A 24,892-nucleotide genomic window follows, 5' to 3' on the forward strand; every position below is an offset into this window, starting at 1 on the left:
CCTCAAATCGCCGTCCGTGCCCGCAACGCCGCCGTTAGCGTGCCCTCGTCCAGATAGTCGAGTTCGCCGCCGACCGGTACTCCATGGGCGAGGCGGGTGATTTTCACCTCAAGGCCGGCAAGCTGGTCGGTTATATAGTGTGCTGTGGTTTGCCCCTCGACCGTCGCATTCACGGCGATGATGATTTCGCTGACGCCGCCTTCGCTGACGCGTTCGATCAGCCCGCGGATGTTGAGATCGTCAGGTCCGACACCGTCGAGCGGTGACAGTACGCCGCCAAGCACGTGATAGGCCGCGTTCATCGCGCCGGCGCGCTCCAGCGCCCAGAGATCGGCGACATCCTCGACAACGATGATGACAGATTGATCGCGGCGGTCGTCGGTGCAAACGGTGCAAGGGTCGACGGTATCGACATTGCCGCAGCGCGAGCAGATCTTCACCTTGTCATAGGCCTCGCCCATGGCATGGGACAGAGGGCCGAGCAACTGATCCTTCTTCTTGATCAGGTGCAATGCGGCGCGCCGCGCCGAGCGTGGGCCGAGGCCCGGCACCTTCGCCAGAAGCTGGATGAGTTTTTCAATTTCGGGACCGGTAACTCGCTTTGCCATGGGAGGCTTTTAGCTCATATGCTTGAGGAACGAAATCGCGGAAGGGATGATCGCCCCATGAAAATTCTGGCCGTCTGCATCGGCGACGCCGAAATATTGCCCGGCAAGAGCTACAGGACCGGCATCAACAAGCACGCGGTCGGCGGTACGGTCATGATCGACACCGAGGGCATCATCGGCGACGCCGTCTGCAATGGCGAACATCACGGTGGACGCGACCAAGCCGTTTATGTGGAAGGTTCGCTGACGCTGGATTGGTGGTCTAATGAACTGGGCCGCAGGCTGGAGCCCGGCACATTCGGCGAAAATATCGTTATCGAAGGGCTCGACAACCGTGAGGTCGCCGTCGGCGACAGATTCATAGCAGACGATTTAGTCCTCGAAGTGACCTCGGCCCGCATCCCCTGCTCGACGTTTTCCGCGAAGATGGGCGATCCGAAATTCGTCAAGCGTTATACGCAAGCAGGCCGGCCGGGCATCTATTGCCGTGTCATCCAAAACGGAACCGCCACCGCCGGAACGCCGGTGACCTACCTTCCCTATGCCGGCGCCAGGGTCACCATGCCGGAATTGATGGCGACTTTCGGCAGACGTTTGTCGCCTGAGGACCGGGCGCGCTATCTCTCCGCGCCTATTCACTACAAACTCAGAGCGCTTCTCGACGAGGAGTTCGTCGACCCTTGAGTTTATCGCATGGCGATGGCGACGGCCGCGCCTGCCATGGTACCGGCGCTGGCGCGGTTGGCCATCCGCACGGCGCGGCGGCTTTTCAAGAAACCGCGCGCCTTGGCGGCGAAAAAGGCCCAGCTCAGATCGATCACCGCCAGCACGACGAACATCGTCGCCACCAGCTCGACCCAGCCGACCAGTGTGACGGCATGGATATCGATGATTGACGGCAGCAGCGCCACATAGAACATCATGATCTTCGGATTGCCCATCGTGACGGTCAGGCCCGCGAAGAAGAGGCGGAGCGGCGATTGCGCATCCGGCAACTTTTCCTCCGTCGTATCGGCCGCGGCGAACCACATTTTCCAGGCGAGATAAAGCAGATAGGCGACACCCAGCCATTTGATGGCGACGAACGCCCAATGGAAGGTTTCGGCAATGGCCGCCAGTCCCGCGACCGCGCAGGTCAGCCAGATCGCTTCGCCGATCCACATGGCGGCCAGGAACGGCAACACGTCGTGCGCGCCCTTGGTCAGTACGCGCGCGACCAGCGCAGCAACGCTCGGCCCGGGCGAACCGGCAGCCACGAACAGCGCACCGGCAAAAACAAGCAATGTCGTTAGGCTCATGACGTTCTCTTAGATGTCAGGATGGTCTGGGCGAAAACGTTGCCCAATGTGTTTCCACATAGCATCCCATGGCACATTTTCCAATCAGGCCGCATTCCATCAGGCAAGAGTAGCGTGGAAGGATTCGAATAACGCGCGTCCTTCCGGCCAATCGCCGATTCCGGAATTCGCATTGATATGGCCAAATGGGCCGACATCAATCAACTTGCTGCCCCAGACCGCGGCGCTTTCCTTCGCATAGTCGAGCGAGCCGAAGGGATCATCGGTGCTGGCAACGAGGAGCGACGGAAACGGCAGTCGCCGGCGCGGCGGATTGGCGAAGCTCGGGGCCTCGGCCAAATAGATATCGCCTGTGGGATCGGGCGCCGAGACGAGGAAGCCACCGCGGATTCTTGTCGGCGTCAACGCCGCCCAATGCGCGACCAACTGGCAGGCGAGGCTATGGACGACGAGGACCGGCGGCGTCTTGGAGCGGCCGATCTCCCGGCTGAGCGCGGCGATCCAATCCGCTAATTCCGGCCTGTCCCAGCTCGCCGGCTGAAAGCGGCGCATCTCGGGATTCTGCCGTTCCCACAGGGTTTGCCAATGACCTTCCCCCGAGCCGCCAAGGCCGGGCAGGACGATGATATCGCGCATGTCTTTCCCTTCGTGCTGTGTTGACGGAGGGAGATTGGCACGCTGCATCGCAGGTTGACATCGCAATCCATCGGATAAAACTTGCGTCGGCCGATGAATTCAAGGTGCGAGAATGGAAAGCTTTGAGAAGGACCTGGACCCGACGGATCTGTCGATGATCGAGATCCTGCAGGAGAATGGGCGGATCTCCGTCTCTGAACTTGGTCGCCGGGTAGGGCTTTCGCAGCCTGCCGCGTCCGAACGTCTCAAGCGGCTTGAGGAGCGCGGCATCATCGCCGGCTACCGAGCCGTCATTGATCCCACCGCGGTCGGCCTGGGCATGATGGCCATCGTCCGGCTGCGGACGACCCATGAGCATATACGCCCCTGCCTTAAACAATTTTCGGAAATGCCGCAGATCATCGAGGTCCTGCGGTTGACCGGCGAGGATTGCTTCCTGCTCAAGGTCCTGGTGCCGACACCATCAGACCTTGAAACCATCGTCGATTCCATCGCCCGCCATGGCGCGGTGACCACATCGCTGGTGTTGCGGAACCAGCCGGCGAAACCGATCGGCCGCGAGCTCATCCGCAAGACGATGGTGCGTTGACCGCCCGCTTGTGGAAGCGCTTCTCAAAAAGGCAGCTTGAAGCCCGGCGGGATCGGCAGGCCGGCGGTCAGTTCCCGGGTCTTTTCGGCGGCCAATGCCTCGGCCTTTTCCTGCGCGTCCTTGTTTGCAGCGACGATCAGGTCCTCGAGAATTTCGACGTCATCTTCCTTGAAGAGCGACGGATCGATCTTGATGGCTAGCATCTGGCTCTTGCCGTTCACAGTGACGGAGACGAGGCCGCCGCCGGCTTTGCCTTCGGCCCGGATGTCGGCGATTTCCGCCTGCATCTTTTCCATCTTGGCCTGCATTTCTTTCACTTTGCCCATCATGCCCATGATGTCGCGCATCGTCGTTCGTCCTTCTTCTCGTCTCTTTGTCTTGCTGGATATAATCTACTTCGAAAACCGCTTGCGTCTTTTACCATGCGGCCTGTCGATCGGTATCATATCCCTAGAATTCGATATCATCGCCCGGCAGGATGTCGCCATCATCGGATTCGGCGGTGGCCGGGGCGGCAGTTTGTTCCTCTTCTTCCGCATCCGGCGCTCGCACGCGAACGTCGATGATCTTGGCGCCCGGAAATTGCGATAGGATTGCCGCCACATCCGGGTCTTGGCGGGCATCGGCGACCCGCTGCTGCTGCGCGTTTGCTTCCGCCTCCACGAGCGTCGGCTCGCCTTCGTCGCGGCTGAGGCTGACGATCCAATGGATACCGGTCCATTCCTTCAGTTTGACGGCGAGTTCGTTCAACAGCGTTCCCGGCGCACCTGGCGTCAGGTTGACGTCGAGCCGGCCGGGCTCCAGCCGCACCGGGCGAACGAAACTGCGCACCAGCGCCTTCAGTTTCGGATCGCGCTTCTGGCCGGCGAGTTCCGCGATATCCGCCATCGAATTGACGGGAACCAGCGGCTTCGGCGCTTCGGCGGGTTTTGGTTCGATGCGGCCGACCGCGGGGGTGGTTTGCGGCTGCGTATTCGGAACCGACCGCAGCATGGCGACCGGCGCCGGCGGCGTGGGTGCGGGCCGCGATGGTGCCGTTTCGACTGCGCGGGCCATCACGCTGCCCTGATAGGAGACCGGCGTTCCGACGCCGTTGCCGGCTGACGGGGCGAGCGACGGACGCATGCCGCCATTTCCGTCTGAAAACTCGGCAAGCCGCCGCGCCGCATCCTCCGGCGCCGGCAGATGGGCGGCGTGGGCCAGACGGATCAGTACCATCTCGGCGGCGCCGGCCGTGCGGGCAGCGCTTTCAGTCTCCGGAATGCCCTTCAGGAGCATCTGCCAGAAGCGCGACAGCGTGGTAACCGCCACGCCCTGCGCGAATTCGGCCGCCTTGGTGCGCTCGACCTCGCTCAGCGACGGATCGTTGGCGGCATCCGGCACATATTTCAGGCGGGTGACGAGATGGGTGAAATCGGCGAGGTCGGTCAGCACGACGACGGGGTTGGCGCCGGCTTCGTACTGGCTGTTGAATTCCGCCAGCGCGGCGGCGACGTCGCCCTTGATGATATGGTGAAAGAGATCGACGATACGGGCGCGGTCGGCGAGCCCCAGCATCGAGCGGACGGCTTCCGCCGCAACCACACCGCTGCCGTGGGCGATGGCCTGGTCGAGCAGCGACAGCCCATCGCGAGCCGAACCTTCGGCGGCACGGGCGATCATGGCAAGCGCTTCCGGCTCCGCCTCGATGCCTTCCTTGGCGGCGATGGTGGTGAACAGGCCGACGAGATCGGAGGCGCTGATGCGACGCAGGTCGAAGCGCTGGCAGCGCGACAGTACCGTGATCGGCACCTTCCGGATTTCAGTGGTGGCGAAGATGAACTTCACATGCTCCGGTGGCTCTTCCAGCGTCTTCAGCAGCCCGTTGAAAGCGGCCGTCGACAGCATGTGCACTTCGTCGATGATGTAGACCTTGTAGCGCGCCGAAACCGGGCGATAGCGCACCTGCTCGATGATCTCGCGGATATCGTCGATGCCGGTATGTGAGGCGGCGTCCATCTCGATGACGTCGACATGCCGGCCTTCCATGATCGCCTGGCAATGTTCGCCGGGTTCACGCAGGTCGATGGTCGCGCGGTCGACCTCGGCGGTCTTGTAGTTGAGTGCGCGCGCCAGGATACGGGCCGTCGTCGTCTTACCGACGCCGCGCACGCCGGTCAGCATGTAGGCCTGGGCAATGCGGCCGGTCTCGAACGCATTGGTCAGCGTCCGGACCATCGGCTCCTGGCCGACCATCAGGTCGGTGAAATCCTTAGGCCGGTATTTGCGGGCCAGCACCCGGTAACCGGTGCCGGTCGAAGCGGCATCTTTTGCTTGTCGCTCGGTGTCGCTCATCGCCCTGCTTATTGCCCGCAGAAAGCCGGGCCTTGCTTTCGGAAAGGGTGGGAGGCTGGCACGATGACCCGTGCCGGGCTCGTTAGGGCTGCTTCCTTCCGGACCTGACCCGGTTGGCGAGTGGCTCGTCCACCACCAACCTCCCGGATGCACATATCGGCAATATCGGCATCAAAAGCAAGCCAAGGTCAAAAAAAACTGCTAAACATTTGATAAAACACTGGAGGACACCTCATTGCAGGATTTTGCGCTCGACGATCGTCTGGCGAATGACAGCGTTTCCGTCACGATTATCGGCCTTTGCGACGTGCGACTGATGAAGGATCGCCGCTGGCCGTGGCTGTTGCTGGTGCCCCGTCGGCCCGGCATATCGGAAATATTCGAGCTGACGCCGCTCGACCAGGTTCTGCTGAACTTCGAGACCATCAAGGTCGGCGCCGCCTTGAAGACGGTGACGGGAGCGACAAAAATCAACATTGGGGCTCTTGGAAATATCGTCCGTCAGCTTCATGTTCATGTCATTGCGCGGTTCGAAGGGGACACGAACTGGCCCGGCCCGATCTGGGGCTACGGCAAGGCGGAACCCTATGCGGACGAAGACATGAACAGCTTCATAGCCAAGTTGCGGGATACGCTTTCACAATGAACCATTCCATCTTCTCTTCGGATGCTCCTCACCCGGAAGCCAGCAGCCTCACCGCCTTTGCCGAAAACCAGCTTGATCGGGATGCAGAGCACCGCGACGAGGAATCGATCAAGCATGCGCTCGCCAAGGAAGGCACGCATATCCTGGCTTTTGCCAAGGACAAGCTGGTCTTGAAACATGACGGCCAGGTGCTCGACCCACTGTTTGCGCGCTACGAGTTGCAGGAGCTCGATCCGGACTGGGAGGCGGCGGTGCTGCTCGGCTATCGCAGGACCGGCGAGCCGCGGCTGGCTGTTCCGGTGCGCATCAATGCCGACGATCTCGCCAGCCACTATAAGCCTTCCGACATGCGCTCGCTCTGGCGCGATCTCCTGCTCGAAGGCGAAATCCTCGGCGAAGCGGCGCAAGGCATGAGCCTTATCCGCTGGAACAACGACAACCGCTTCTGCGGCCGGTGCGGCTCGGTCATGGAACTCCGCATCGGCGGCTATAAGCGGGTCTGCACCGCCTGCGAACACGTGATTTTCCCGCGCACCGATCCGGTCGTCATTATGCTGACGATCGACGAGGAGAAAAATCTCTGCCTGCTCGGCCGCAGCCATCATTTCGCACCGGGCATGTATTCCTGCCTTGCCGGCTTCGTCGAACCTGGCGAAACCATCGAGAATGCCGTGCGCCGCGAAACGCATGAGGAGTCCGGCATCCACATCGGCCGCGTGCGCTATCATGCTTCGCAGCCCTGGCCGATGCCGCATTCCCTGATGATCGGCTGCTATGCCGAGGCGAAGTCGAGGGAGATCCATATGGATACTGCCGAACTCGATGATTGCCGCTGGTTTACCCCGGAAGAGACGCTCGCCATGCTCGATCATGTCTCGGCTTCCGGCAACACTTCTCCACCCAAGGGCGCCATCGCCCATCGCCTGATGCGCGACTGGGTGGAATGGGAGCGATAGGCGCTTGTCATGGCGCGCTCGGAACGGCTGCTGACCCTGCTGCAGACGCTGAGGCGCTACCGTCGCCCAGTCAGTGGCGCGACCCTCGCTGAAGAGACTGGCGTCAGTCTGCGCACTCTCTACCGCGATATTGCCAGCCTACAGACGCAGGGCGCCATGATCGAAGGCGAGCCCGGCATCGGCTATGTTCTGAAGCCCGGCTTCATGCTGCCGCCGATGATGTTTTCGCAGGACGAGATCGAGGCGCTGGTGCTGGGGTCGAGATGGGTCGCCCGCGCAACCGATTCGCGACTGGCAGCAGCCGGAGCCGACGCTCTTGCCAAGATCGCTGCCGTGCTGCCGGCCGAAATGCGCGAGGCGGTCGATCAAGCGGCGGTGGTCGTCGCCACGCGCCGCATAATGGAGGATAAGGCCGATCTTTCCCTCATGCGCAAGGCGATCCGTGCGGAGCGCATGGTGCAATTGACCTATGGCGACGTCAACGGCGCCATTTCGACCAGGCGTATCTGGCCTTTCGCGCTCGGTTATTTCGACAATGCACGCATCATCATGGCCTGGTGCGAGCTGCGCCAGGATTTTCGCCATTTCCGCGCCGACCGAATCATCGATTTCGCGGTGCTGGAGGCACGCTACCCACGCCGCCGTATCGCGCTCGCAAGGGAATGGCACGCCCAGCAGGGCATGGCCAACGATTGATCTCCAGATACAAGGCTACTGCCAGAAACTGTCAGTAGGTAAGACTATGATGGCCACCATCCCAAGCAGGAAGGAGGACCGATCATGGCAAGCCACGCTTTCATCGTCACGGAACAAACGCCTCGCGGCGTCGAAGAGGCGCGTAAAGGCAAGGATCTTTCCATGCCGATATGGCCAGTCCGCTTCATGTGGGCTGCGCTTGGCTATTTCGCCCGTAGCCGGAATCGCCTCGATATCGAGGGTGCACCGGATTCCATGAAGCGCGATCTGGGCTTTCTCGATGGCTGTGCCCCGTATCGTGAGGAAGAGCGGATGCGCTAAAGACGCGTCTCCGTAAACATCCGACCATCCGCTGACAAATTCACCACCGGCAGGCTTTGCCTCGCCTGCCGGACCGCATCCTCATGCCCTCATATCCCCCGAAACAAAAGGAATATGCAAATGACAAGTCCGAACCTCATCATCTTCTACGTCAAGGATCCGGCCGAAAGTGTGCCTTTCTATCGCGACCTGCTCGGCCGTGAACCAGCTGTCGCTGCGCCGAATTTCGTTGCCTTCCCGCTCGACAATGGTTTCACTCTTGGCCTGTGGCGCCGCAGCAGCGTCGAGCCGCAACCTTCCGCCATCGGCAGCCGTGGTGAACTCGCCTTCATGGTCGATGGCGAAGGCGCGGTCGCGGAGCATTACAAGGACTGGAAAGCCCGCGGCCTGCCGATCGCGCAGGAATTGACGACGATGGATTTCGGTCCGACCTTCGTCGTGCTCGATCCGGACGGTCATCGGCTCAGAGTTTGTGAGCCGGATAAATAATCTGCGGCCTAGCCAACCGCCCTCGTGGTTCGAGGCTGCAGCCCGATGGGCTTTCGCACCTCACCATGAGGGCTAATCTTTTGTGCCGAACCGCATAGCTTACTCCGCCTCATCCTGAGGTGCGGAGCTCGAAAAGCGAAGCCTCGAAGGACGAGGTGGCCTCCGAGACGGCCAGACTCAGAGCTGCCCGCGCATCGGATGCCCTTTGTAGACACCCAGAATGCGGACCTTCTCGGAAAAGAACCGCAATTCCTCAAGAGCCCGGCGCACATGCGGATCGGAGGGGTGGCCCTCGATATCTGCATAGAACTGCGTCGCTACAAAACGGCCGCCGAGCTGATAGCTTTCGAGCTTCGTCATGTTGATGCCGTTGGTCGCGAAACCGCCAAGCGCCTTGTAGAGCGAGGCCGGAATGTTGCGGACGTTGAAGACGAAGGTGGTGACGATTTTTTCCTCTGGCGAGCCGCGCTGCGCCCAGTCTTCGTCGCGCGATAGCACGACGAAGCGCGTCATGTTGTTTTCGGTGTCCTCGACGTTCTCGGCGATGATTTCCAGCCCGTAGAGGTCGGCTGCCAGCCGCGGCGCCAGCGCCGCCATGCTGCGGTCGCCGGTTTCCTTGACCAGCTTGGCAGCGCCTGCCGTATCGCCGGCGATGATCGGCTTCCAGCCGTGGGCGCGCACGATGTTGCGGCATTGCCCCAGCGCATGGATGTGGCTGTGCACCGTGTGAATCTCTTCCTTCTCCACACCGGGCAGCACCATTAACTGGAAGCGGATCGGCATGAAATACTCGCCGACGATATGCAGGCGCGATTCCGGCAGCAGGTGATGGATGTCGGCGACACGCCCCGCGATCGTGTTTTCGATCGGGATCATGCCGAGATCGGCCTCGCCATTGTCGATCGCGGAAAAGGCATCCTCAAAGGTCTGGCAAGGCAGCGGCTCCATCGTCGGGAACATATCGCGGCAGGCCATATCGGAATTGGCGCCATAGTCGCCCTGAAAAGAGATTTTGTTGGTCTTGGTGATCATTGGGACTGGCCTTTGGGGGAAATTCCGTCAGAGAGAGGCGCCGGAAAGGATGCGGCGGGCCTTTTCGAGGTCGGCGGGAGTATCGACACCGAGCGGTATCGTGTCAACGATCTCCACATCGATGCGCATGCACGCTTCGAGCGCCCGCAACTGCTCAAGTGATTCGCGCTTTTCCAGCGGCGAAGGACCGAGACTGACGAATTTTTCCAGCGCCGCGCGGCGATAGGTGTAAAGGCCGATGTGATGATAAAGCGGCCCCGCGCCGTAAGGCGCCGTAGCGCGGGTGAAATAAAGCGCGCGCAGGCGGCTGTCCGAAAGAGCGGAGCCAACCACCTTGACGACGCTTGGCTTGGTCTTCTCTTCCTCATCGGTGATTTCGACGGCAAGTGTCGCAATGTCGACGGCAGGGTTTTCGAGCGGGCGCAACGACGCGCGAATGGTCTCGGGATCGATGGTCGGCAGATCGCCCTGGACATTGATGACGATCTCGGCGTGACCGTCGGGATCGACGGCTTTCAGCGCCTCGTAGATGCGGTCGGAGCCGGATTGATGGTCCTGGCTGGTCATGACGACTTCGAACCCGGCTTTGGCGACGGCAGTAAAAGTATCATCGTGGTCGACGGCAACAACGATGCGACCGATCGCCGCCTCGCGTGCGCGTTTGGCAACCTGTACGATCATCGGCAGACCGCAGATATCGGCGAGCGGTTTGCCTGGAAGGCGGGTGGAGGCCATCCGGGCAGGAATGAGCACCAGCGCCTTGTCTAAGTTTGGATCAGTCATTGTTGGGCCTTCTATTCCCGCCGGATAAGTGTCAAAAAGTCTCACGGTGGAGACTGTTTACAGAGTTGCAAGAAACAGCCAAAAGACATAGGTTTCGCGCGAATTCAAGATGGGCCGGCAGCCGCTGCCGGAGGCGAGGGGAGCATAGCAGATGAATTCATCCTACGTGAACATGGGTGTCGGGGCACTTCTGGCCACACTTTTTGTGCTGAAGTCCGTGTCGCTCGCGTCGGGATTTATTTTCCATTCAGAGGCGCCGGAAAAGCCGGGCTTCGCAATTGTCGCCGCTGAAGATACCTCTGCCGGAGCCGGCGGTAAGGCAGCCGCCGCCAAACAGGAAACGCCGATCGCGCAATTGCTGCAAAAGGCCGACGCCAAGGCCGGCGAATCGATCTTCAAGAAGTGTCAGGCCTGTCATGACGGCACCAAGGGCGGGCCGAACAAGGTTGGTCCGAACCTCTTTGGTGTTGTCGATCGTCCGATCGCCTCGCATGAAGGTTTTGGCTATTCGTCCGCCATGAAGGATTTTTCCAAGGGCAGCAGCGAGAAGTGGACCTACGATCATCTCTACCATTTCCTCGAAGCTCCGAAGAAATTCATTGCTGGGACGGCGATGGGCTTTGCCGGCCTGCCGAAAGAAGAAGATCGTGCCAATGTCATCGCCTATCTGCGCACGCTGGCCGACACGCCTGAGCCGCTGCCCGACGTGAACGCTCCGGCAGCAACGAACTAAGCAGCTTCAAGCGTATAAATGCAAAAGCCCGGTCGCCTCGGCCGGGCTTTTTCGTGCCGGTAAGCCACTCAAACAACGTGCTTGCGCGTCCGCATCTTCTGATCGAGGTCGAAGACTTTGAGCCCATCCTCAACGCTCGGCGGCATGCGCCAATCTTCTGAGATCAGCGCTTTGCGGCAGTCACGCAGGCCCGCCTGCCAATGCTCGTGCATCGATAATGCTGAAAATTCGTAGTCCTTCGAATGGGAGCGGAACTGCTTGTTGCGGTAGATCAGGTGAATGATCGTGACGCCGTAGTCGGAGCAGTTTTCCTTCAGCTTCTGGATTGCCGGGTCGGCCTTTGCCTCCTCGGGCAGGCGCGCGTAGAGTTCCGAGATGGTGCGGCGAAGCTGGTGCCGTTCGAGAAAAAGATCGGTATTGAGTCGGGTGCGGCTGGAATAGGTAATGTCCTTGCGCCGCTCCTCCACCTCTTCGAGGTCCTGCGGCAGCGGGCCGGTAGCGCTGAAGAGGTCGACCTGGAAGACGACGGTGTCGATACCGGCGCCGTTCCTCAGCACATAAGTCAGTGGTGTGTTCGAGACCAGGCCGCCGTCCCAGTAGTATTCGTTGCCGATCTTGATCGCCGGAAAGCCGGGCGGCAGCGCACCGCTTGCCATGACGTGCTCCGGCTTGATCTTGATATCCTTGTTGTCGAAGAAGGCGAAATTGCCGGTTCGGACATTGACGGCGCCGAGGCTCAGCCGCACCGGGCCGTGGTTGATGCGGTCGAAATCGACATGATCGAGCAGGGTCTGGCGCAGTTGCTCTGTGTCGTAGATGCTGGTCGCGCCCGCCGAACCCCGCGCCTGAAACCAGGAAGGGATCTGCCACGGAGAAAAGAAGCCGGGCACGCCGAAGGTCGACACCCACCAACTGCTGACCGTGCGATAGAAATGGCTGGTCTGGCGCTGCCGCTCCAACAGGAGGTCGACCGGCAACTGCACGCTGACCTTGTTCCAGAAGGAACGCAGTTTCTCCAGCCGCTGGCCCGGCACGTTGCCCGCCATGATCGAGGCATTGATCGCGCCGATCGAAATGCCGGCGATCCAATCCGGCTCGATGTTGACTTCCCTCAGCGCTTCGAAAGCGCCCGCCTGATAGGAGCCGAGAGCGCCGCCGCCCTGCAGGACGAAGACCTTTTGCGCATAGGCCGAAGCGGGATTGGTGGTGACTGCTGGAGCTGCAATATTCATGGTTCCATCCTTTGCTGCGCTCCACCCTTAAGGGCGGGACTGCGCGAATATATGACCATTTTCCTGCCTGCTTCTCCGAAAGCGGAGATATATCGTCGCGGTGCCCGGGCAAAACTGCTTGAGCCTGCTTCAGCCGAGCATATAGGCCCAAAGTGACACTGTGAGTGCACCGAGCGCTGTCGTCAGCGTAATCGTCGATGCCGCGAGACTGTGACCGACGCCGAAGCGATTGGCAATGAGCCAGGCGTTCACACCAGTTGGAACCGAAGAGGTGAGCACGAGCGCCTTTCGCCATTCCGGGCTGAGGCCCAAAAGATAGCCGGCCACAAGCACGCAGGCCGGCAGCAACAGAAGCTTGAAGGCCGACGTCACGCTGGCGATGCCGAGATTGCCGGAAAGTCCATATTGCCGCAGCGCCATGCCGAGTGAAATCAACGCAGCCGGACCTGCGATATTGGCGATGTCGTCAACCACCGTGCTGAGGGTCGTCGGCAAGGAAATGCCGGTGATGTGCGCGACAAGGCCGGCGAAAAGCCCGACGACCAGTGGATTGCGGACCAGGTTTCTGCCGACCTGCTGCAAGACTTCCCCTATGCTGCGCCCGGAACCGCCGTTCTGCTTGCGCTCGGCCCGCTCCATCAGCATCGTGCCGGCGATCATCATGACCGGCAGATGCACGGCAAGCAGGATCGACATCGCCACGATGCCGTCGGGACCGACAGCGCGGCCCACCAGCGGCAGGCCGATGAAAATATTGTTGGCGAAGGCAGACGAGACACCGGCGAGTACACCGATTCGCGCGTCTCGCCCGAACAGCCGTGTCGCCGCCAGATGGCCGGCTGTCCAGGCGACGGTGACGCCGGCAAAATAGGCGATCCACAGCCGGAACGGCGAGGCTCCATGAAAATCCGCTTCAGCAATGGTTTGGAACAACAGGAGCGGCACCGCGATCTTGAAGACGAACTCGCTCATCGCCTCGCCGACGCTGGCTGACAATATGCCGGCGCGCACGATCGCCCAGCCGATGAGGATCAGCACGAAAATTGGCAGGACATCGGAAAGGATTTCGGACATGCCGGGTGAGGGAGCTGCAAAATGGCGGGATATTGAGACGTGATCCCAAACTTGTAGCAGCTTGCCGCAACGTGAGAAGCCGAAAAGCAGTCGGAAACAAAAAAAGCGGGCCACGCCCGCTTTTCCGCACCCGGCGCCGCCAGGATCCTCCCGGTCCACAAGCCGCCAGTTCATCCGTGGTCGGCGCGCGTACCGGTGAGGCGGAAGGTATCATACCTTCCCAGAGCTGGCGGTGAATGCCTTGTCCGCATCCCATGCCAGTTCACTTGATAAGTGTTTACAGATGGGAAGTGACAGCCAAATGACTGGTTGAGATTTAGTTACCTTATGAGACACCGATTTTCCTTCCAAACTTCGGAAAAACCGCTAATACCGGATACCGGCTATCACCAATACCGGGACCCCCTTTTTGATGACTCGTTTCGATGTACTGACCGTTGGCAATGCTATCGTCGACATTATCTCCCGCTGCAATGATCAATTCCTGATCGATAACAAGATCACCAAGGCCGCGATGAATCTCATCGACGCCGAGCGGGCCGAGTTGCTCTATTCGCGCATGGGTCCGGCGCTCGAAGCCTCCGGCGGCAGTGCCGGCAATACCGCGGCAGGTGTTGCGAATTTCGGCGGCAGGTCGGCCTATTTCGGCAAGGTCGCGGAAGACCAGTTGGGGGAAATCTTCGCTCACGACATCCGCGCCCAGGGCGTCCACTATGAAACCAAGCCGAAGGGCACATTCCCGCCGACCGCCCGTTCCATGATCTTCGTTACCGAGGACGGCGAGCGTTCGATGAACACCTATCTCGGTGCCTGCGTTGAGCTTGGTCCGGAAGACGTCGAAGCCGATATCGTTGCCGACGCCAAGGTCACCTATTTCGAAGGTTATCTCTGGGACCCGCCGCGTGCCAAGGAAGCGATTCGCGAATGCGCCCGCATTTCCCACGCCAATGGCCGGGAAATGTCGATGACGCTGTCCGACAGCTTTTGCGTCGGCCGTTATCGCGACGAATTCCTCGATCTCATGCGCTCTGGCACCGTCGATATCGTCTTTGCCAATCGCGACGAGGCATTGTCCCTCTATGAGACCGATGATTTCGAGAAGGCGTTGAAGCTGATTGCAGCCGATTGCAAGATCGCCGCCGTGACCACTGGCAAGGATGGCGCCGTGATCGTGCGCGGCAACGAACGCTATGTCGTCGACGCCCATCCGATCGAGGAGCGCGTCGATACCACCGGTGCCGGCGATCTTTTTGCCGCCGGCTTCCTGTTCGGCTATACGCAGGGTCGCACCCTTGAAGACTGCGGCAAGCTCGGCAATCTCGCTGCGGCTATTGTCATCGAGCAGATCGGACCGCGGCCGATGCGGTCGCTGTCGGAAGCCGCGAAGGAATTTGGGCTTCTTTAAGCCCACCTGCTGGCTGATACTGGTGTAGAAAGCCGTTCGCAGCAGACCGTTGCGAGCGGCTTATCAAAGGCGGCTAAGGAGATCTATGGTTCCGGCCCCATGGAGAATGAGTATTCCAAGGCCCACGAGGACGAACGGCACCACCAGATGTCCGAAACGTCTGATCGGTGCGCCTATCGTACGGTGATTGACCAGGAAGTGTGCTGCACCGAGCGATAAAGCTGTCAACAGGGCGAACACGACGCCGAAGATGGCAATCTGATCGATCGTTCGCGTGGCGAATAATGGCGTGTAGATGCTGATGTTATCGCCGCCATTCGCAATCGTCACCGCAGCGACGGCTGCGATATTGCCGTGCCCGGCTGACGCCTTTTCATGATCTTCAAGATCATCATCGGCTTCACAGCCCTTCAGCAATGTCCATAGCTTCTTCAGGCCGAGAAAGATCGGCGCCAGGCCAAGAAGACCCATGTAGGCAGCGGGAATGATGAGAGAGATCAAAGAGGCCAGGACGCTCGCGCCGTAAAGAGCCGTAACGCCCAGATACTGGCCGATGACAACCTCTCCGGCGCGGAATTTGGGATCCGCGAAAAATCCGAGCAGGACAAAGAGGTCATCCACGTTCGTCGATACGAACAGGACGATGGCGACGCCGAGGATTCCGAAGAAATATTCCAAGATCACCGCTTCCCGCTTTTGATGCTCGGATGCATCGTCGCGTCGCAAAAGTCACGCGGTCGCGGCTACCATAGAATTTTGAGACTGTCTTTTTTATTTGAAAGCTTCACCGGGGTAAGCGCCCCAGATTTCGGATTGCGCCACCCAGCCCTCTGTACCGTCGGCGGTCGCCAGGCACCAGTCGCCGGTGCATTCGCGGATGTTCATCATCACGCCTGGCTGGAGCTTGGCGATGACGGTGCTCGACGGCTGCGCGTCGCGGCGCATGTTGACGAAGACCGCTTTGCCTTTGCCCTTCATCCACGGCGCGGCGATGGCCGAGCGCTGGCCGGAGAGCAACGACTGGTTGACCCAGCCCTCTGTGCCGTCGGCATCACGTACGCGGCGCCAATTGTCGTATTCCTGGATGATCTCGACCGGCAATCCCTGCTTGAGATAGAGCCATGACACCGCGTAGTCGGCGCTCGGGCCGACGCGCAGGTTGACGCGCTTCGACTTCAGGGTCACGAATCGCGGCAGCGGCAACCCGCTCGGGCCCTTGGCGGCCTGGGCCGCGGCAAGATTGGCGGTGGCGCCGGCCATCATCAGGCCGATCGCCAAAACAGCGCAGGACTTCAGTACTTTGCCACGCATAGGGATTTCCGTTCGCTCATCATGACCAAGGCGGCCTAACGTTCCGGTTTATCGGCAAATCCCTGCGCCGCGCCCACGAGTTTTATTTGTCTTCGCCTGCGGGTCTGGTAGAAATGCTCGGAACGGGAAAATTATCCTGCTTCTTGGTTAAGAACATCTGAACAAGGCATCGCCGGTCGCCATGACGACGAAGAAAAAACCGAAGGTCTATATCACGCGTAAACTGCCGGATGCAGTGGAGACGCGGATGCGCGAACTCTTCGATGCCGAACTCAACATTGACGATACGCCGCGCACGCATGCCGAGCTTGTCGAAGCCATCCGGTCCGCCGACGTGCTGGTGCCGACCGTCACTGATCGCATCGATGCGGCGTTGATCGAGGAAGCCGGGCCGCAGATGAAGCTGATTGCCAGCTTTTCGAACGGGACGGACCATATCGACGTCGAAGCCGCCGCCCGCCGGGGCATTACCGTCACCAACACGCCGAACGTTCTGACCGAGGACACGGCCGACATGACCATGGCGCTGATTCTCGCGGTGCCTCGCCGTCTCGCCGAAGGTGCGCGGGTGCTGACGGACAAGCCCGGCGAATGGGCCGGCTGGTCGCCCACCTGGATGCTCGGCCGCCGCATTCACGGCAAGCGTATCGGCATCGTCGGGATGGGTCGCATCGGCACCGCCGTCGCCCGCCGCGCCAAGGCTTTTGGCCTGTCCATCCACTATCACAATCGCAAGCGCGTCAGCATGACGACTGAAGACGAGCTGGAGGCGACCTATTGGGACAGCCTCGATCAGATGCTTGCCCGGGTCGACATCGTCTCGGTCAACTGCCCGTCAACGCCGGCGACCTTTCATCTGATCTCGGCGCGCCGGCTCGCTCTGCTGCAGCCGACCAGCTACATCGTCAACACGGCGCGTGGTGACGTCATCGACGAGACGGCGCTGATCAAGATTTTGCGCGAAGGCAAGATCGCCGGCGCCGGCCTAGACGTCTTCGAGAACGAACCGGCCGTCAACCCGAAGCTGGTGAAACTTGCCAACGAGGGCAAGGTTGTGCTGCTGCCGCATATGAGCTCGGCTACCCTCGAAAGCCGCATCGATATGGGTGACAAGGTCATCATCAATATCCGCGCATTCATCGACGGCCACAGGCCGCCGAACCGGGTTCTGCCGTTTCGCTGAGCCAAAGCATGTCGCGCAAAAGTGTACAGCGGTTTTGCGATAACGACATGCGCAAACGAAGAGCCTAAAGCGCGGAGCGAATCCCAGAGATCGCGATGCGCTTTACGTCAGTAACTTGCGCATTTCGATCGACGTCGTGCGATCGAAGCCGGCATGGCTGTTCTCGGCGGTTTTCAGGAAACCCCAGCTTGCGAAGGTCGCGTGATTGCCGGTGAGCTCGATGCGTGTTTCCAGCCGCAGCACATTAAGTCCGTGCTCCCGCGCTGTCGCTTCCGCCAGCGCCAGCAGGCGCCGGCCAATCCCTTTGCCCTGTTCGGACGGCAGGATGGCAAGTTTGCCGATATAAAGGCTTGCGGTCTCCGGGCGGCAGAATATGCAGCCGGCTAATCGGTCGCCATCAAGTGCGATATAGGCGATTTCGTTCTTCGCCTTTTCCTTGAGCGATTGAGGCGTCAGCGACAGCGCCGAGGAGGGCGGATCGATCCCCCCGTTCATATAGGCGAAGGAGGCGAGAATGAGCTCCAGCAGTTCGTCCCAGCGGTCGAAGCTGTCGTCGAGACGCTGAAAGATGATATTGCTCATTCGGCCGCCGCTCTCGCGCGCTTGCGGCGGTAGCGGATGGTCTCGAAGCGGGCGGCAAGCCCGTCATAGAGCAGCAGGCGGCCGATCAGCGGTTCGCCGATGCCGGTGATGAGCTTGATCGCCTCCATCGTCATCAGCGTGCCGATGACGCCGGTCAGTGCGCCGATGATACCGGCCTCGGAGCACGCGGGAATAAGGCCTTTGGGCGGGGCGTCGGGAAGAGATCGCGATAGCCAGGGTTCGGCGTACCGTCGGCGTTGGTCTCGAAAGGCTTCAGCGTCGTCAGCGAGCCGTCGAACCGGCCGACCGCACCAGTTACCAACGGCAGCTGTGCCAGTTCGGCTGCGTCCGCTGCAGCGTAGCGCGTGTCGAAATTGTCGGAGCCGTCGACAATGAGATCGAACCCAGCGAGGTGGCGCGCGGCCGTCTCGACGGAAAAACGTTCCTCGAAGCGGATGGTCCGAACATGCGGATTCAGCCGCGCAATGGCGTCGGCCGCACTCTGGGTCTTCAGCTCGCCGATCGTGCCGGTATCGTGGATCACCTGCCGTTGCAGGTTGGAGAGCGAGACGCGGTCGTCATCGGCTATCCCGAGCGTACCGACGCCGGCGGCGGCGAGATATTGCAGCACCGGCGCACCAAGCCCGCCCGCGCCGATCACCAAAACCCGTGCCGCCTTCAATTTCTGCTGACCGGCGCCGCCCACTTCAGGCAGCAGGATGTGGCGCTTGTAACGGGCGATTTCGTCTGAAGTCAAAGGATCCATGGCCATGATATTATCACGCTCCGCTGAAAATTCTCCGCTATGATTTTGAAATGCCGCCATGGGCGACGGTAAAGAATTGGGCCCGTTCGCCGAGCGCGGAAAACATCGCTCTATCGGTGCCGGTCATGAAGGCCTGGCCACCGAGCCCGTCGATCAGGTCGAAGAGGGCTGCGCGCCGGCCTTCGTCCAGATGCGCGGCAATTTCGTCCAGCAGCAGGATCGGCGCGTGGCCGGTCAAGTTGCCCACCAGCCGGGCATGGGCGAGGATGAGGCCGACGAGCAGGGCCTTCTGTTCGCCCGTTGAGCAACGCTCCGCCTCCATATTTTTCTCACGATGACGCACCAGCAGATCGGCCCGGTGCGGGCCGTCAAGCGTGCGCCCGGCAGCCGCATCGCGATAGCGTCCCTCGCGTAGCATCTCGGCATAGCTGTCCTCGAGATCGACGGCCGGGCGGTCGAATTGCTCGTCGAGGAAGCCGGACAGCTCGAGCGCCGCAGATGGAAAGGGGGTTGCTTCACGCGATTCGGCGATCAGTCGGGTAAGAAGACCGAGCATCTCCTGCCGGGCGAGTGCCATGGCGATGCCGAGGCTCGCCATCTGCTCCTCGATGCCGGTAAGCCAGGACGGATCGAATCGGCCTTCGGCGAGCAGTTTGTTGCGGCTGCGCATGGCGCGCTCGAAATCGCTGGCGCGGCGGCCGTGTGCAGGATCCAGTGACAATACCAGTCTGTCGAGGAAGCGCCGCCGCTCGGAGGAGCCGCCGGTGAACAACCCGTCCATGGCCGGGGTCAGCCAAAGCACGCGCAAATGGTCGGTCAACTCGTCCACGGTCTTGGCCGGCGTGCCATTGATCCTGAGCTTGCGAGCCGTCGTCTCGTCACTCGCGTCGACGCCGGTTCCGATCTCGACCTCGCCATCCATGCCATCGAGCTCGGCGAAGATCGAAAAGCCGCCCGATGCATCGACGAGCGTGACATCCGCATAAGCCGCGCGCCGCAGACCGCGCCCGGGTGAAAGGAAGGAGACTGCCTCCATCAGATTGGTCTTACCGGCACCGTTGTCGCCGGTCAGCACCACATGCCGCTCGTCAAACGCAAGCGCCGCCGCCGCATAATTGCGGAAGTCGGTCAGCTTCAGGCGCGAGATGAAAACCTTGTGCGGCATCGGGCATCCGGATTCGTTCTGGCCAGAGAGCTATGCCGAACGATGCATAAGCGCAAGAGCCGCACGCCATGGCCATCCCGCCCTCCGACAGAGCGCGCCTATCGATCGTACGCATAGGTCGGCCGATTTTATCGTGAAGCATCGGGAATTCGCGACAACGCAGCCAGCAATTCAGTCAGTTGGCCGGCTCGGGCATCATCCAGCTTGTCGCCTAGATGGCGCTGGAGCGCCGAGGCATAGACGGTCCACATGCGGGCCTGCATGGCACGACCGGCGTCGGTAATAATGACCCACCGGCCCCGACCATCGTCAATAAATACCTTGCGCTGAACAAGGTTGGCCTTCTCCATTCTGTCGAGAAGTCGGGAAAGGTTGTGTTGCGCCAGGAGTGCGCGCTGCTCGATCTCATAAGGGCGCAACCGGCCATCTTCGGCTCGCGTCAGCTCGAGCAGAACGTCATACCAGCCGAGCGGCGGCAAGTCGGCAGTCTTCAAGTCCCGTTCGATTGCTGCAAGAACAAGCTGTTGCGTACGCATGAGGCGTACCCATGCCCGCGTGATCGCGGTTGATGGCCGTGAGGCTGTGGTATCTGAACAATCGGACATAGATGCAATTACATCTACATTGACCGATAAGGCAAGCTCTTATATAGATGCAATTACATCTATCTCGAGCGGAGACCTTTTCATGAACCAGCATCGCCTGACCGACTCCGGTGTCGTGCTGCTGTCCATTGCGCAATTCCTGTTCGGCGACGGGCCTTGCGCGCTCCGATCCTCACTTCCAATTCACTGATTCACAGAAGGAGCTATACGATGTCCGACGCCAAGCTGACCCTCATCAGCCATCACCTTTGCCCCTACGTCCAACGCGCCGCCATCGCGCTTGCCGAAAAAGGCGTACCGTTCGAGCGCCGCTATATCGATCTGGCGGCAAAACCCGACTGGTTTCTTGCAATTTCCCCTCTTGGCAAGCTGCCCCTGCTGATCATACGTCAGGACGATGGTACTGACGCGGTCCTCTTCGAGAGTGCCGTCATCTGCGAATACCTGGAGGAGACCCAACCTTGCAGTCCGCTACATCCCGCCGATCCGCTCACGCGTGCCCGGCATCGCGGGTGGATCGAATTTGGTTCCTCTATCCTCTCGGACTTATGGGGATTCGAGACCGCGAAGGATGCCCAAACCTATGAGGTCAAGCGTAAGGCGCTGGTCGACAAATTCGTGCGCGTGGAAGCACAATTGGGTGAGGGGCCGTTCTTCGCCGGCACTGCATTCAGCCTCGTCGATGCTGTGTTTGCACCGATTTTCCGCTATTTCGATGTGTTCGATATCATCGCTGCGACTGGCATATTCGATGAGCTGCCGCGCGTGAGGTTCTGGCGTGCGTCTCTCGCCGCCCGGCAAAGCGTCAAGAACGCTGTAATGGACGACTACGGAGATCGGCTCAAGATGTTCCTTCAGAACCGCGATGCGTGGCTGCTGAAACTCGCAAACTGAAAGATCGAGCGCGTCATCATCTGACGCGCGGCGATGCAACCTGCATAGAATGTGTGAGTTAGTGGCCGGCCGAATCATCGGCCGGATTCATGTGAAACATATTGATTCGCCGCTCAGTCGCTGAACGTGTCGAAGAAATCCTTCATGCGGGCGAAGAAGCCCGTTGATTCGGGATTGTTGTCCTTCGAGGAGATCTGTTCGAATTCCTGCAGCAGCTCGCGTTGGCGCTTTGTGAGCTTCTGCGGCGTTTCGATCTGGATCTGGATGTAGAGGTCCCCGACCTGGCTGGAGCGCAACACCGGCATACCCTTCGCCTTCAGGCGGAATTGCTTGCCGACCTGCGTGCCTTCGGGAACGGTGACGCGCGATTTCGTGCCATCGAGCGTCGCGACGTCGAAGGTACCCCCAAGGGCCGCCGTCGTCATCGAGATCGGTACCGCGCAATAGAGATCGGCCCCGTCGCGCTGGAAGAATTCATGCGGCTTGACGGAGAGGAAGATATAGAGATCGCCCGAGGGCCCGCCGCGCAAACCAGCTTCGCCTTCGCCCTGCAAGCGAATGCGCGTGCCGTCCTCGATGCCGGCGGGGATGCTGACCGAAAGCGAGCGCTCTTCGGTCACGCGGCCCTGGCCATGGCATTTGGTGCAGGGATCGGGAATGATCTGGCCGCGGCCATGGCAGGTCGGACAGGTGCGTTCGACCGAGAAAAAGCCCTGCGCGGCGCGCACCCGGCCCGAACCCTGGCAAGTGCCGCAGGTCTTCGGTTGCGTGCCCGGCTTCGCGCCGGAGCCGGAACAGGCGTCGCAGGTGATCGAGGTCGGCACGCGAATCTGCGCCGTCTTGCCGGTAAAGGCCTCTTCGAGCGAGATTTCCATGTTGTAGCGAAGATCGGCGCCGCGTTCGCGACCGCCGGAGGAGCGACCGCGCGAACGTCCGCCACCCATCATCTCGCCGAAAATATCCTCGAAGATATCGGAGAAGCCACCGCCGCCGAAGCCGCCGCCACCAAAACCGCCGCCACCGCCCATGCCGCCATGCTCGAAAGCAGCATGGCCATAGCGGTCATAGGCGGCGCGCTTCTGCGGATCCTTGAGCGTTTCGTAGGCTTCGTTGATTTCCTTGAACTTCCGCTCGGCGCTGCTGTCGTCCGGATTCTTGTCCGGATGATATTGCATCGCCAGCTTGCGAAAGGCGCTCTTCAGCTCTTTCTCGTCCGCCGTCTTGGAGACGCCCAACGTCTCGTAAAAATCCGCTTTTGCCATTAAGCATTAGACCCCGGAAATGGATTTCCGGCTGCCCGAAGGCAGCCGGATCTAAGTTTCCGCAAAACCAGTTAAGGCTTGCGATTATGCAGACCGCTTGCGGTCGTCCTCGTCCTTGATTTCCTCGTAGTCGGCATCGACAACATCGTCCTTGCCGCCCGCCGAGGCATCAGCGGCAGATGCTTCCGCCTGCTGGGACTCATAGATCGCCTGGCCGAGCTTCATGGATACTTCCATGAGCGTCTGGGTCTTGGCCTTGATGTCTTCGGCGTTCGGATCGGAAGCTTCGGTTGCAGTCTTCAGGGCTGCGATCGCTTCGGAGATCGCATTGCGGTCGGCTTCGGTTACCTTGTCGCCGTAATCCTTCAGCGACTTCTCGCTGGAGTGGATAAGGCTTTCGGCCTGGTTCTTGGCTTCCACGCCTTCGCGGCGCTTCTTATCCTCGGCAGCATGGGCCTCGGCATCCTTGACCATCTTTTCGATATCGGCGTCAGAGAGGCCGCCCGAAGCCTGGATACGGATCTGCTGTTCCTTGCCCGTGCCCTTGTCCTTGGCCGAAACCTGGACGATGCCGTTGGCGTCGATATCGAAGGTGACTTCGATCTGCGGTACGCCACGCGGAGCCGGCGGCAGGCCGACGAGGTCGAACTGGCCGAGCAGCTTGTTGTCGGCAGCCATTTCACGCTCGCCCTGCGAAACGCGGATGGTCACGGCCGACTGGTTGTCGTCGGCGGTCGAGAAGGTCTGCGACTTCTTCGTCGGGATCGTCGTGTTACGCTCGATCAGACGGGTGAAGACGCCGCCCAGCGTTTCGATGCCGAGAGACAGCGGGGTAACGTCGAGCAGCAGGACGTCCTTGACGTCGCCCTGCAGAACGCCGGCCTGGATGGCGGCGCCGAGAGCGACGACTTCATCCGGGTTGACGCCCTTGTGCGGCTCCTTGCCGAACAGTTGCTTGACGACTTCCTGAACCTTCGGCATGCGGCTCATGCCGCCGACGAGAACGACTTCATCGATCTCGGCAGCCGTGACGCCGGCATCCTTGAGCGCTGCCTTGCAGGGCGCGATGGTGCGCTGGACGAGGTCGTCGACCAGGCTTTCGAGTTTGGCGCGGGTCAGCTTCAGCGTCAGGTGCTTCGGACCGGTGGCGTCTGCCGTAATGAAGGGCAGGTTGATTTCGGTCTGCTGCGAAGAGGACAGTTCGATCTTGGCCTTTTCAGCGGCTTCCTTGAGACGCTGCAGAGCGAGCTTGTCGCCCTTGAGGTCGATGCCGTTGTCCTTCTTGAATTCGGCAACGAGATATTCGACGAGACGCATGTCGAAGTCTTCACCGCCAAGGAAGGTATCGCCGTTGGTCGACTTCACTTCGAAGACGCCGTCGCCGATTTCCAGGATCGAAATATCGAAAGTGCCGCCGCCAAGGTCATAGACGGCGATCGTCTTGCCGTCCTTCTTGTCGAGGCCATAGGCGAGCGCAGCAGCGGTCGGTTCGTTGATGATGCGCAGAACTTCAAGACCTGCGATCTTGCCGGCATCCTTGGTTGCCTGGCGCTGCGCGTCGTTGAAGTAGGCGGGAACGGTGATGACGGCCTTTTCGACCTTTTCGCCGAGATAGGATTCGGCAGTTTCCTTCATCTTCTGAAGGATCATTGCGGAAACTTGTGCGGGCGAATAGCCCTTGCCCTGTGCTTCCACCCAGGCGTCGCCATTGTCGCCGCGGACGATCTTGAAGGGAACGAGGTGCTTGTCCTTCTCGACGGTCGGATCTTCGTAGCGGCGGCCGATCAGGCGCTTGACAGCGAAGAGGGTATTGGTGGGGTTGGTGACCGCCTGGCGCTTGGCCGGCTGGCCGACGAGGCGTTCGCTGTCGTCAGTGAAGGCTACCATGGAAGGGGTGGTGCGGGCGCCTTCGGCATTCTCGATCACTTTCGCGTCCTTGCCGTCCATGACGGCGACGCAGGAATTCGTGGTTCCAAGGTCGATACCAATTACTTTTGCCATGTTATTCTCTCCTTGAAGCAAGCTATCGGAACCCCTGTCAGGCATTCCATTGACAGCCCCTTACGGGATGGTCTTGAGGATTGCGCAGCCATGACTGCGGTGATGCCGCGTATATAAGTAGCGGTTTTACTGACTGCAAGGCAGGAAATCACCCGGAATCCAGCAAAACGAATGGTTTGTCGCGCAAATTCCACAGTGTCACAATGAGGTTGTGAGCCTTTGGAATTTGCGCGACCATCTATCAGATCAGCCTTGCCTCGACCATGCAAGCGGCAATGCTAAGAATCGCTT

Annotated in this window: 27 protein-coding genes, 1 other RNA gene and 1 pseudogene; 11 read left to right on the forward strand and 18 right to left on the reverse strand. The window is 60.5% G+C overall.

What is annotated here, in order from left to right:
* Nucleotides 1–2: 2 nt before the first annotated feature.
* Nucleotides 3–608: a recombination mediator RecR gene (gene recR, locus CCGE525_RS00615; RefSeq protein WP_120702593.1), complete on the reverse strand. Its 606-nt coding sequence runs from the start codon at nt 606–608 to the stop codon at nt 3–5.
* A 57-nt stretch (nt 609–665) separates the two neighbouring features.
* Between recR and CCGE525_RS00620 the strand changes: the two genes are divergently transcribed.
* Nucleotides 666–1,292, forward strand: coding sequence for an MOSC domain-containing protein (locus CCGE525_RS00620; RefSeq protein WP_245472066.1), 627 nt, complete (start codon nt 666–668; stop codon nt 1,290–1,292).
* A 2-nt stretch (nt 1,293–1,294) separates the two neighbouring features.
* Here the strand turns inward: CCGE525_RS00620 and CCGE525_RS00625 are convergent, their stop codons facing one another.
* Together CCGE525_RS00625 and CCGE525_RS00630 are read right to left on the reverse strand one after the other, a co-directional pair.
* Nucleotides 1,295–1,906: a LysE family translocator gene (locus CCGE525_RS00625; protein WP_120702595.1), complete on the reverse strand. Its 612-nt coding sequence runs from the start codon at nt 1,904–1,906 to the stop codon at nt 1,295–1,297.
* A gap of 99 nt (nt 1,907–2,005) precedes the next feature.
* On the reverse strand, nt 2,006–2,542 hold the full coding sequence (locus CCGE525_RS00630) for an RBBP9/YdeN family alpha/beta hydrolase (RefSeq protein WP_120702596.1): 537 nt from the start codon (nt 2,540–2,542) through the stop codon (nt 2,006–2,008).
* A gap of 112 nt (nt 2,543–2,654) precedes the next feature.
* Between CCGE525_RS00630 and CCGE525_RS00635 the strand changes: the two genes are divergently transcribed.
* Nucleotides 2,655–3,131, forward strand: coding sequence for an Lrp/AsnC family transcriptional regulator (locus CCGE525_RS00635; RefSeq protein WP_120702597.1), 477 nt, complete (start codon nt 2,655–2,657; stop codon nt 3,129–3,131).
* 23 nt (nt 3,132–3,154) lie between these two features.
* Here the strand turns inward: CCGE525_RS00635 and CCGE525_RS00640 are convergent, their stop codons facing one another.
* The 3 genes from CCGE525_RS00640 to ffs all read right to left on the reverse strand — a co-directional run bounded on the left by CCGE525_RS00640 (nt 3,155) and on the right by ffs (nt 5,609).
* A complete protein-coding gene (locus CCGE525_RS00640; RefSeq protein ID WP_120702598.1) occupies nt 3,155–3,478 on the reverse strand; it encodes a YbaB/EbfC family nucleoid-associated protein in 324 nt (107 codons plus the stop codon).
* Nucleotides 3,479–3,581: 103 nt separating this feature from the next.
* Nucleotides 3,582–5,465, reverse strand: coding sequence for a DNA polymerase III subunit gamma/tau (locus CCGE525_RS00645; protein ID WP_120702599.1), 1,884 nt, complete (start codon nt 5,463–5,465; stop codon nt 3,582–3,584).
* Nucleotides 5,466–5,512: 47 nt separating this feature from the next.
* Nucleotides 5,513–5,609, reverse strand: an RNA gene (gene ffs, locus CCGE525_RS00650) — signal recognition particle sRNA small type.
* A gap of 91 nt (nt 5,610–5,700) precedes the next feature.
* On the opposite strand from ffs, the gene CCGE525_RS00655 reads away from it, so the two are divergent.
* The 5 genes from CCGE525_RS00655 (at nt 5,701) to CCGE525_RS00675 (ending at nt 8,573) form a co-directional block, all read left to right on the forward strand.
* Nucleotides 5,701–6,111, forward strand: a complete 411-nt coding sequence (locus CCGE525_RS00655) for an HIT family protein (RefSeq protein WP_120702600.1) — start codon at nt 5,701–5,703, stop codon at nt 6,109–6,111.
* Nucleotides 6,108–7,067, forward strand: coding sequence for an NAD(+) diphosphatase (gene nudC / locus CCGE525_RS00660; RefSeq protein WP_120702601.1), 960 nt, complete (start codon nt 6,108–6,110; stop codon nt 7,065–7,067). The genes CCGE525_RS00655 and nudC overlap by 4 nt, the downstream gene beginning before the upstream one ends.
* A 9-nt stretch (nt 7,068–7,076) precedes the next feature.
* The gene (locus tag CCGE525_RS00665; RefSeq protein ID WP_120702602.1) at nt 7,077–7,763 is read left to right on the forward strand and encodes a helix-turn-helix transcriptional regulator; all 687 of its coding nucleotides are present in this window, start codon (nt 7,077–7,079) and stop codon (nt 7,761–7,763) included.
* An 84-nt stretch (nt 7,764–7,847) separates the two neighbouring features.
* Nucleotides 7,848–8,084: a hypothetical protein gene (locus tag CCGE525_RS00670; protein ID WP_120702603.1), complete on the forward strand. Its 237-nt coding sequence runs from the start codon at nt 7,848–7,850 to the stop codon at nt 8,082–8,084.
* A 120-nt stretch (nt 8,085–8,204) separates the two neighbouring features.
* Nucleotides 8,205–8,573: a VOC family protein gene (locus tag CCGE525_RS00675; protein ID WP_120702604.1), complete on the forward strand. Its 369-nt coding sequence runs from the start codon at nt 8,205–8,207 to the stop codon at nt 8,571–8,573.
* 177 nt (nt 8,574–8,750) lie between these two features.
* On the opposite strand, the gene CCGE525_RS00680 is transcribed toward CCGE525_RS00675, so the two are convergent.
* On the reverse strand, nt 8,751–9,605 hold the full coding sequence (locus CCGE525_RS00680; protein ID WP_120702605.1) for a prephenate dehydratase: 855 nt from the start codon (nt 9,603–9,605) through the stop codon (nt 8,751–8,753).
* Nucleotides 9,606–9,632: 27 nt separating this feature from the next.
* Complete coding sequence (locus tag CCGE525_RS00685; RefSeq protein WP_120702606.1) at nt 9,633–10,388, reverse strand: 3-deoxy-manno-octulosonate cytidylyltransferase; 756 nt, start codon at nt 10,386–10,388, stop codon at nt 9,633–9,635.
* Between the two features lie 151 nt (nt 10,389–10,539).
* Between CCGE525_RS00685 and CCGE525_RS00690 the strand changes: the two genes are divergently transcribed.
* The gene (locus tag CCGE525_RS00690; protein ID WP_120702607.1) at nt 10,540–11,121 is read left to right on the forward strand and encodes a c-type cytochrome; all 582 of its coding nucleotides are present in this window, start codon (nt 10,540–10,542) and stop codon (nt 11,119–11,121) included.
* A gap of 68 nt (nt 11,122–11,189) precedes the next feature.
* Here the strand turns inward: CCGE525_RS00690 and CCGE525_RS00695 are convergent, their stop codons facing one another.
* Both CCGE525_RS00695 and CCGE525_RS00700 read right to left on the reverse strand, forming a co-directional pair.
* Complete coding sequence (locus tag CCGE525_RS00695; protein WP_120702608.1) at nt 11,190–12,353, reverse strand: patatin-like phospholipase family protein; 1,164 nt, start codon at nt 12,351–12,353, stop codon at nt 11,190–11,192.
* Between the two features lie 129 nt (nt 12,354–12,482).
* On the reverse strand, nt 12,483–13,427 hold the full coding sequence (locus CCGE525_RS00700; protein WP_120706178.1) for an AEC family transporter: 945 nt from the start codon (nt 13,425–13,427) through the stop codon (nt 12,483–12,485).
* A gap of 412 nt (nt 13,428–13,839) precedes the next feature.
* Here CCGE525_RS00700 and CCGE525_RS00705 point away from each other — a divergent pair, with 412 nt between their 5' ends.
* Nucleotides 13,840–14,832, forward strand: a complete 993-nt coding sequence (locus tag CCGE525_RS00705) for an adenosine kinase (protein WP_120702609.1) — start codon at nt 13,840–13,842, stop codon at nt 14,830–14,832.
* Nucleotides 14,833–14,895: 63 nt separating this feature from the next.
* Here CCGE525_RS00705 and CCGE525_RS00710 read toward each other — a convergent pair whose 3' ends face one another.
* Both CCGE525_RS00710 and CCGE525_RS00715 read right to left on the reverse strand, forming a co-directional pair.
* On the reverse strand, nt 14,896–15,510 hold the full coding sequence (locus CCGE525_RS00710; protein ID WP_425375880.1) for a cadmium resistance transporter: 615 nt from the start codon (nt 15,508–15,510) through the stop codon (nt 14,896–14,898).
* 93 nt (nt 15,511–15,603) lie between these two features.
* Nucleotides 15,604–16,143: an SH3 domain-containing protein gene (locus CCGE525_RS00715; protein ID WP_120702610.1), complete on the reverse strand. Its 540-nt coding sequence runs from the start codon at nt 16,141–16,143 to the stop codon at nt 15,604–15,606.
* 181 nt (nt 16,144–16,324) lie between these two features.
* On the opposite strand from CCGE525_RS00715, the gene CCGE525_RS00720 reads away from it, so the two are divergent.
* Nucleotides 16,325–17,326, forward strand: coding sequence for a 2-hydroxyacid dehydrogenase (locus CCGE525_RS00720; protein ID WP_120702611.1), 1,002 nt, complete (start codon nt 16,325–16,327; stop codon nt 17,324–17,326).
* A 102-nt stretch (nt 17,327–17,428) separates the two neighbouring features.
* On the opposite strand, the gene CCGE525_RS00725 is transcribed toward CCGE525_RS00720, so the two are convergent.
* From CCGE525_RS00725 to CCGE525_RS00740, 4 genes and pseudogenes are all read right to left on the reverse strand, one after another.
* A complete protein-coding gene (locus CCGE525_RS00725) occupies nt 17,429–17,908 on the reverse strand; it encodes a GNAT family N-acetyltransferase (RefSeq protein ID WP_120702612.1) in 480 nt (159 codons plus the stop codon).
* Nucleotides 17,905–18,734, reverse strand: a pseudogene (locus CCGE525_RS00730) (molybdopterin-synthase adenylyltransferase MoeB). Before CCGE525_RS00730 ends, CCGE525_RS00725 begins: the two are co-directional and overlap by 4 nt.
* Nucleotides 18,712–19,839, reverse strand: coding sequence for a DNA replication/repair protein RecF (gene recF, locus CCGE525_RS00735; RefSeq protein WP_120702613.1), 1,128 nt, complete (start codon nt 19,837–19,839; stop codon nt 18,712–18,714). Before recF ends, CCGE525_RS00730 begins: the two are co-directional and overlap by 23 nt.
* A gap of 128 nt (nt 19,840–19,967) precedes the next feature.
* Nucleotides 19,968–20,444, reverse strand: coding sequence for a MarR family winged helix-turn-helix transcriptional regulator (locus tag CCGE525_RS00740; RefSeq protein ID WP_120702614.1), 477 nt, complete (start codon nt 20,442–20,444; stop codon nt 19,968–19,970).
* A 210-nt stretch (nt 20,445–20,654) separates the two neighbouring features.
* On the opposite strand from CCGE525_RS00740, the gene CCGE525_RS00745 reads away from it, so the two are divergent.
* Nucleotides 20,655–21,338 (forward strand): glutathione S-transferase family protein, encoded by a 684-nt coding sequence (locus CCGE525_RS00745; RefSeq protein WP_120702615.1) that lies wholly within the window; start codon nt 20,655–20,657, stop codon nt 21,336–21,338.
* A gap of 113 nt (nt 21,339–21,451) precedes the next feature.
* On the opposite strand, the gene dnaJ is transcribed toward CCGE525_RS00745, so the two are convergent.
* The gene (gene dnaJ, locus CCGE525_RS00750) at nt 21,452–22,600 is read right to left on the reverse strand and encodes a molecular chaperone DnaJ (protein ID WP_120702616.1); all 1,149 of its coding nucleotides are present in this window, start codon (nt 22,598–22,600) and stop codon (nt 21,452–21,454) included.
* A gap of 84 nt (nt 22,601–22,684) precedes the next feature.
* Nucleotides 22,685–24,601, reverse strand: coding sequence for a molecular chaperone DnaK (gene dnaK, locus CCGE525_RS00755; RefSeq protein WP_120702617.1), 1,917 nt, complete (start codon nt 24,599–24,601; stop codon nt 22,685–22,687).
* Between the last annotated feature and the right edge of the window lie 291 nt (nt 24,602–24,892).

The organism is Rhizobium jaguaris (assembly GCF_003627755.1).
Taxonomy (GTDB): domain Bacteria; phylum Pseudomonadota; class Alphaproteobacteria; order Rhizobiales; family Rhizobiaceae; genus Rhizobium; species Rhizobium jaguaris.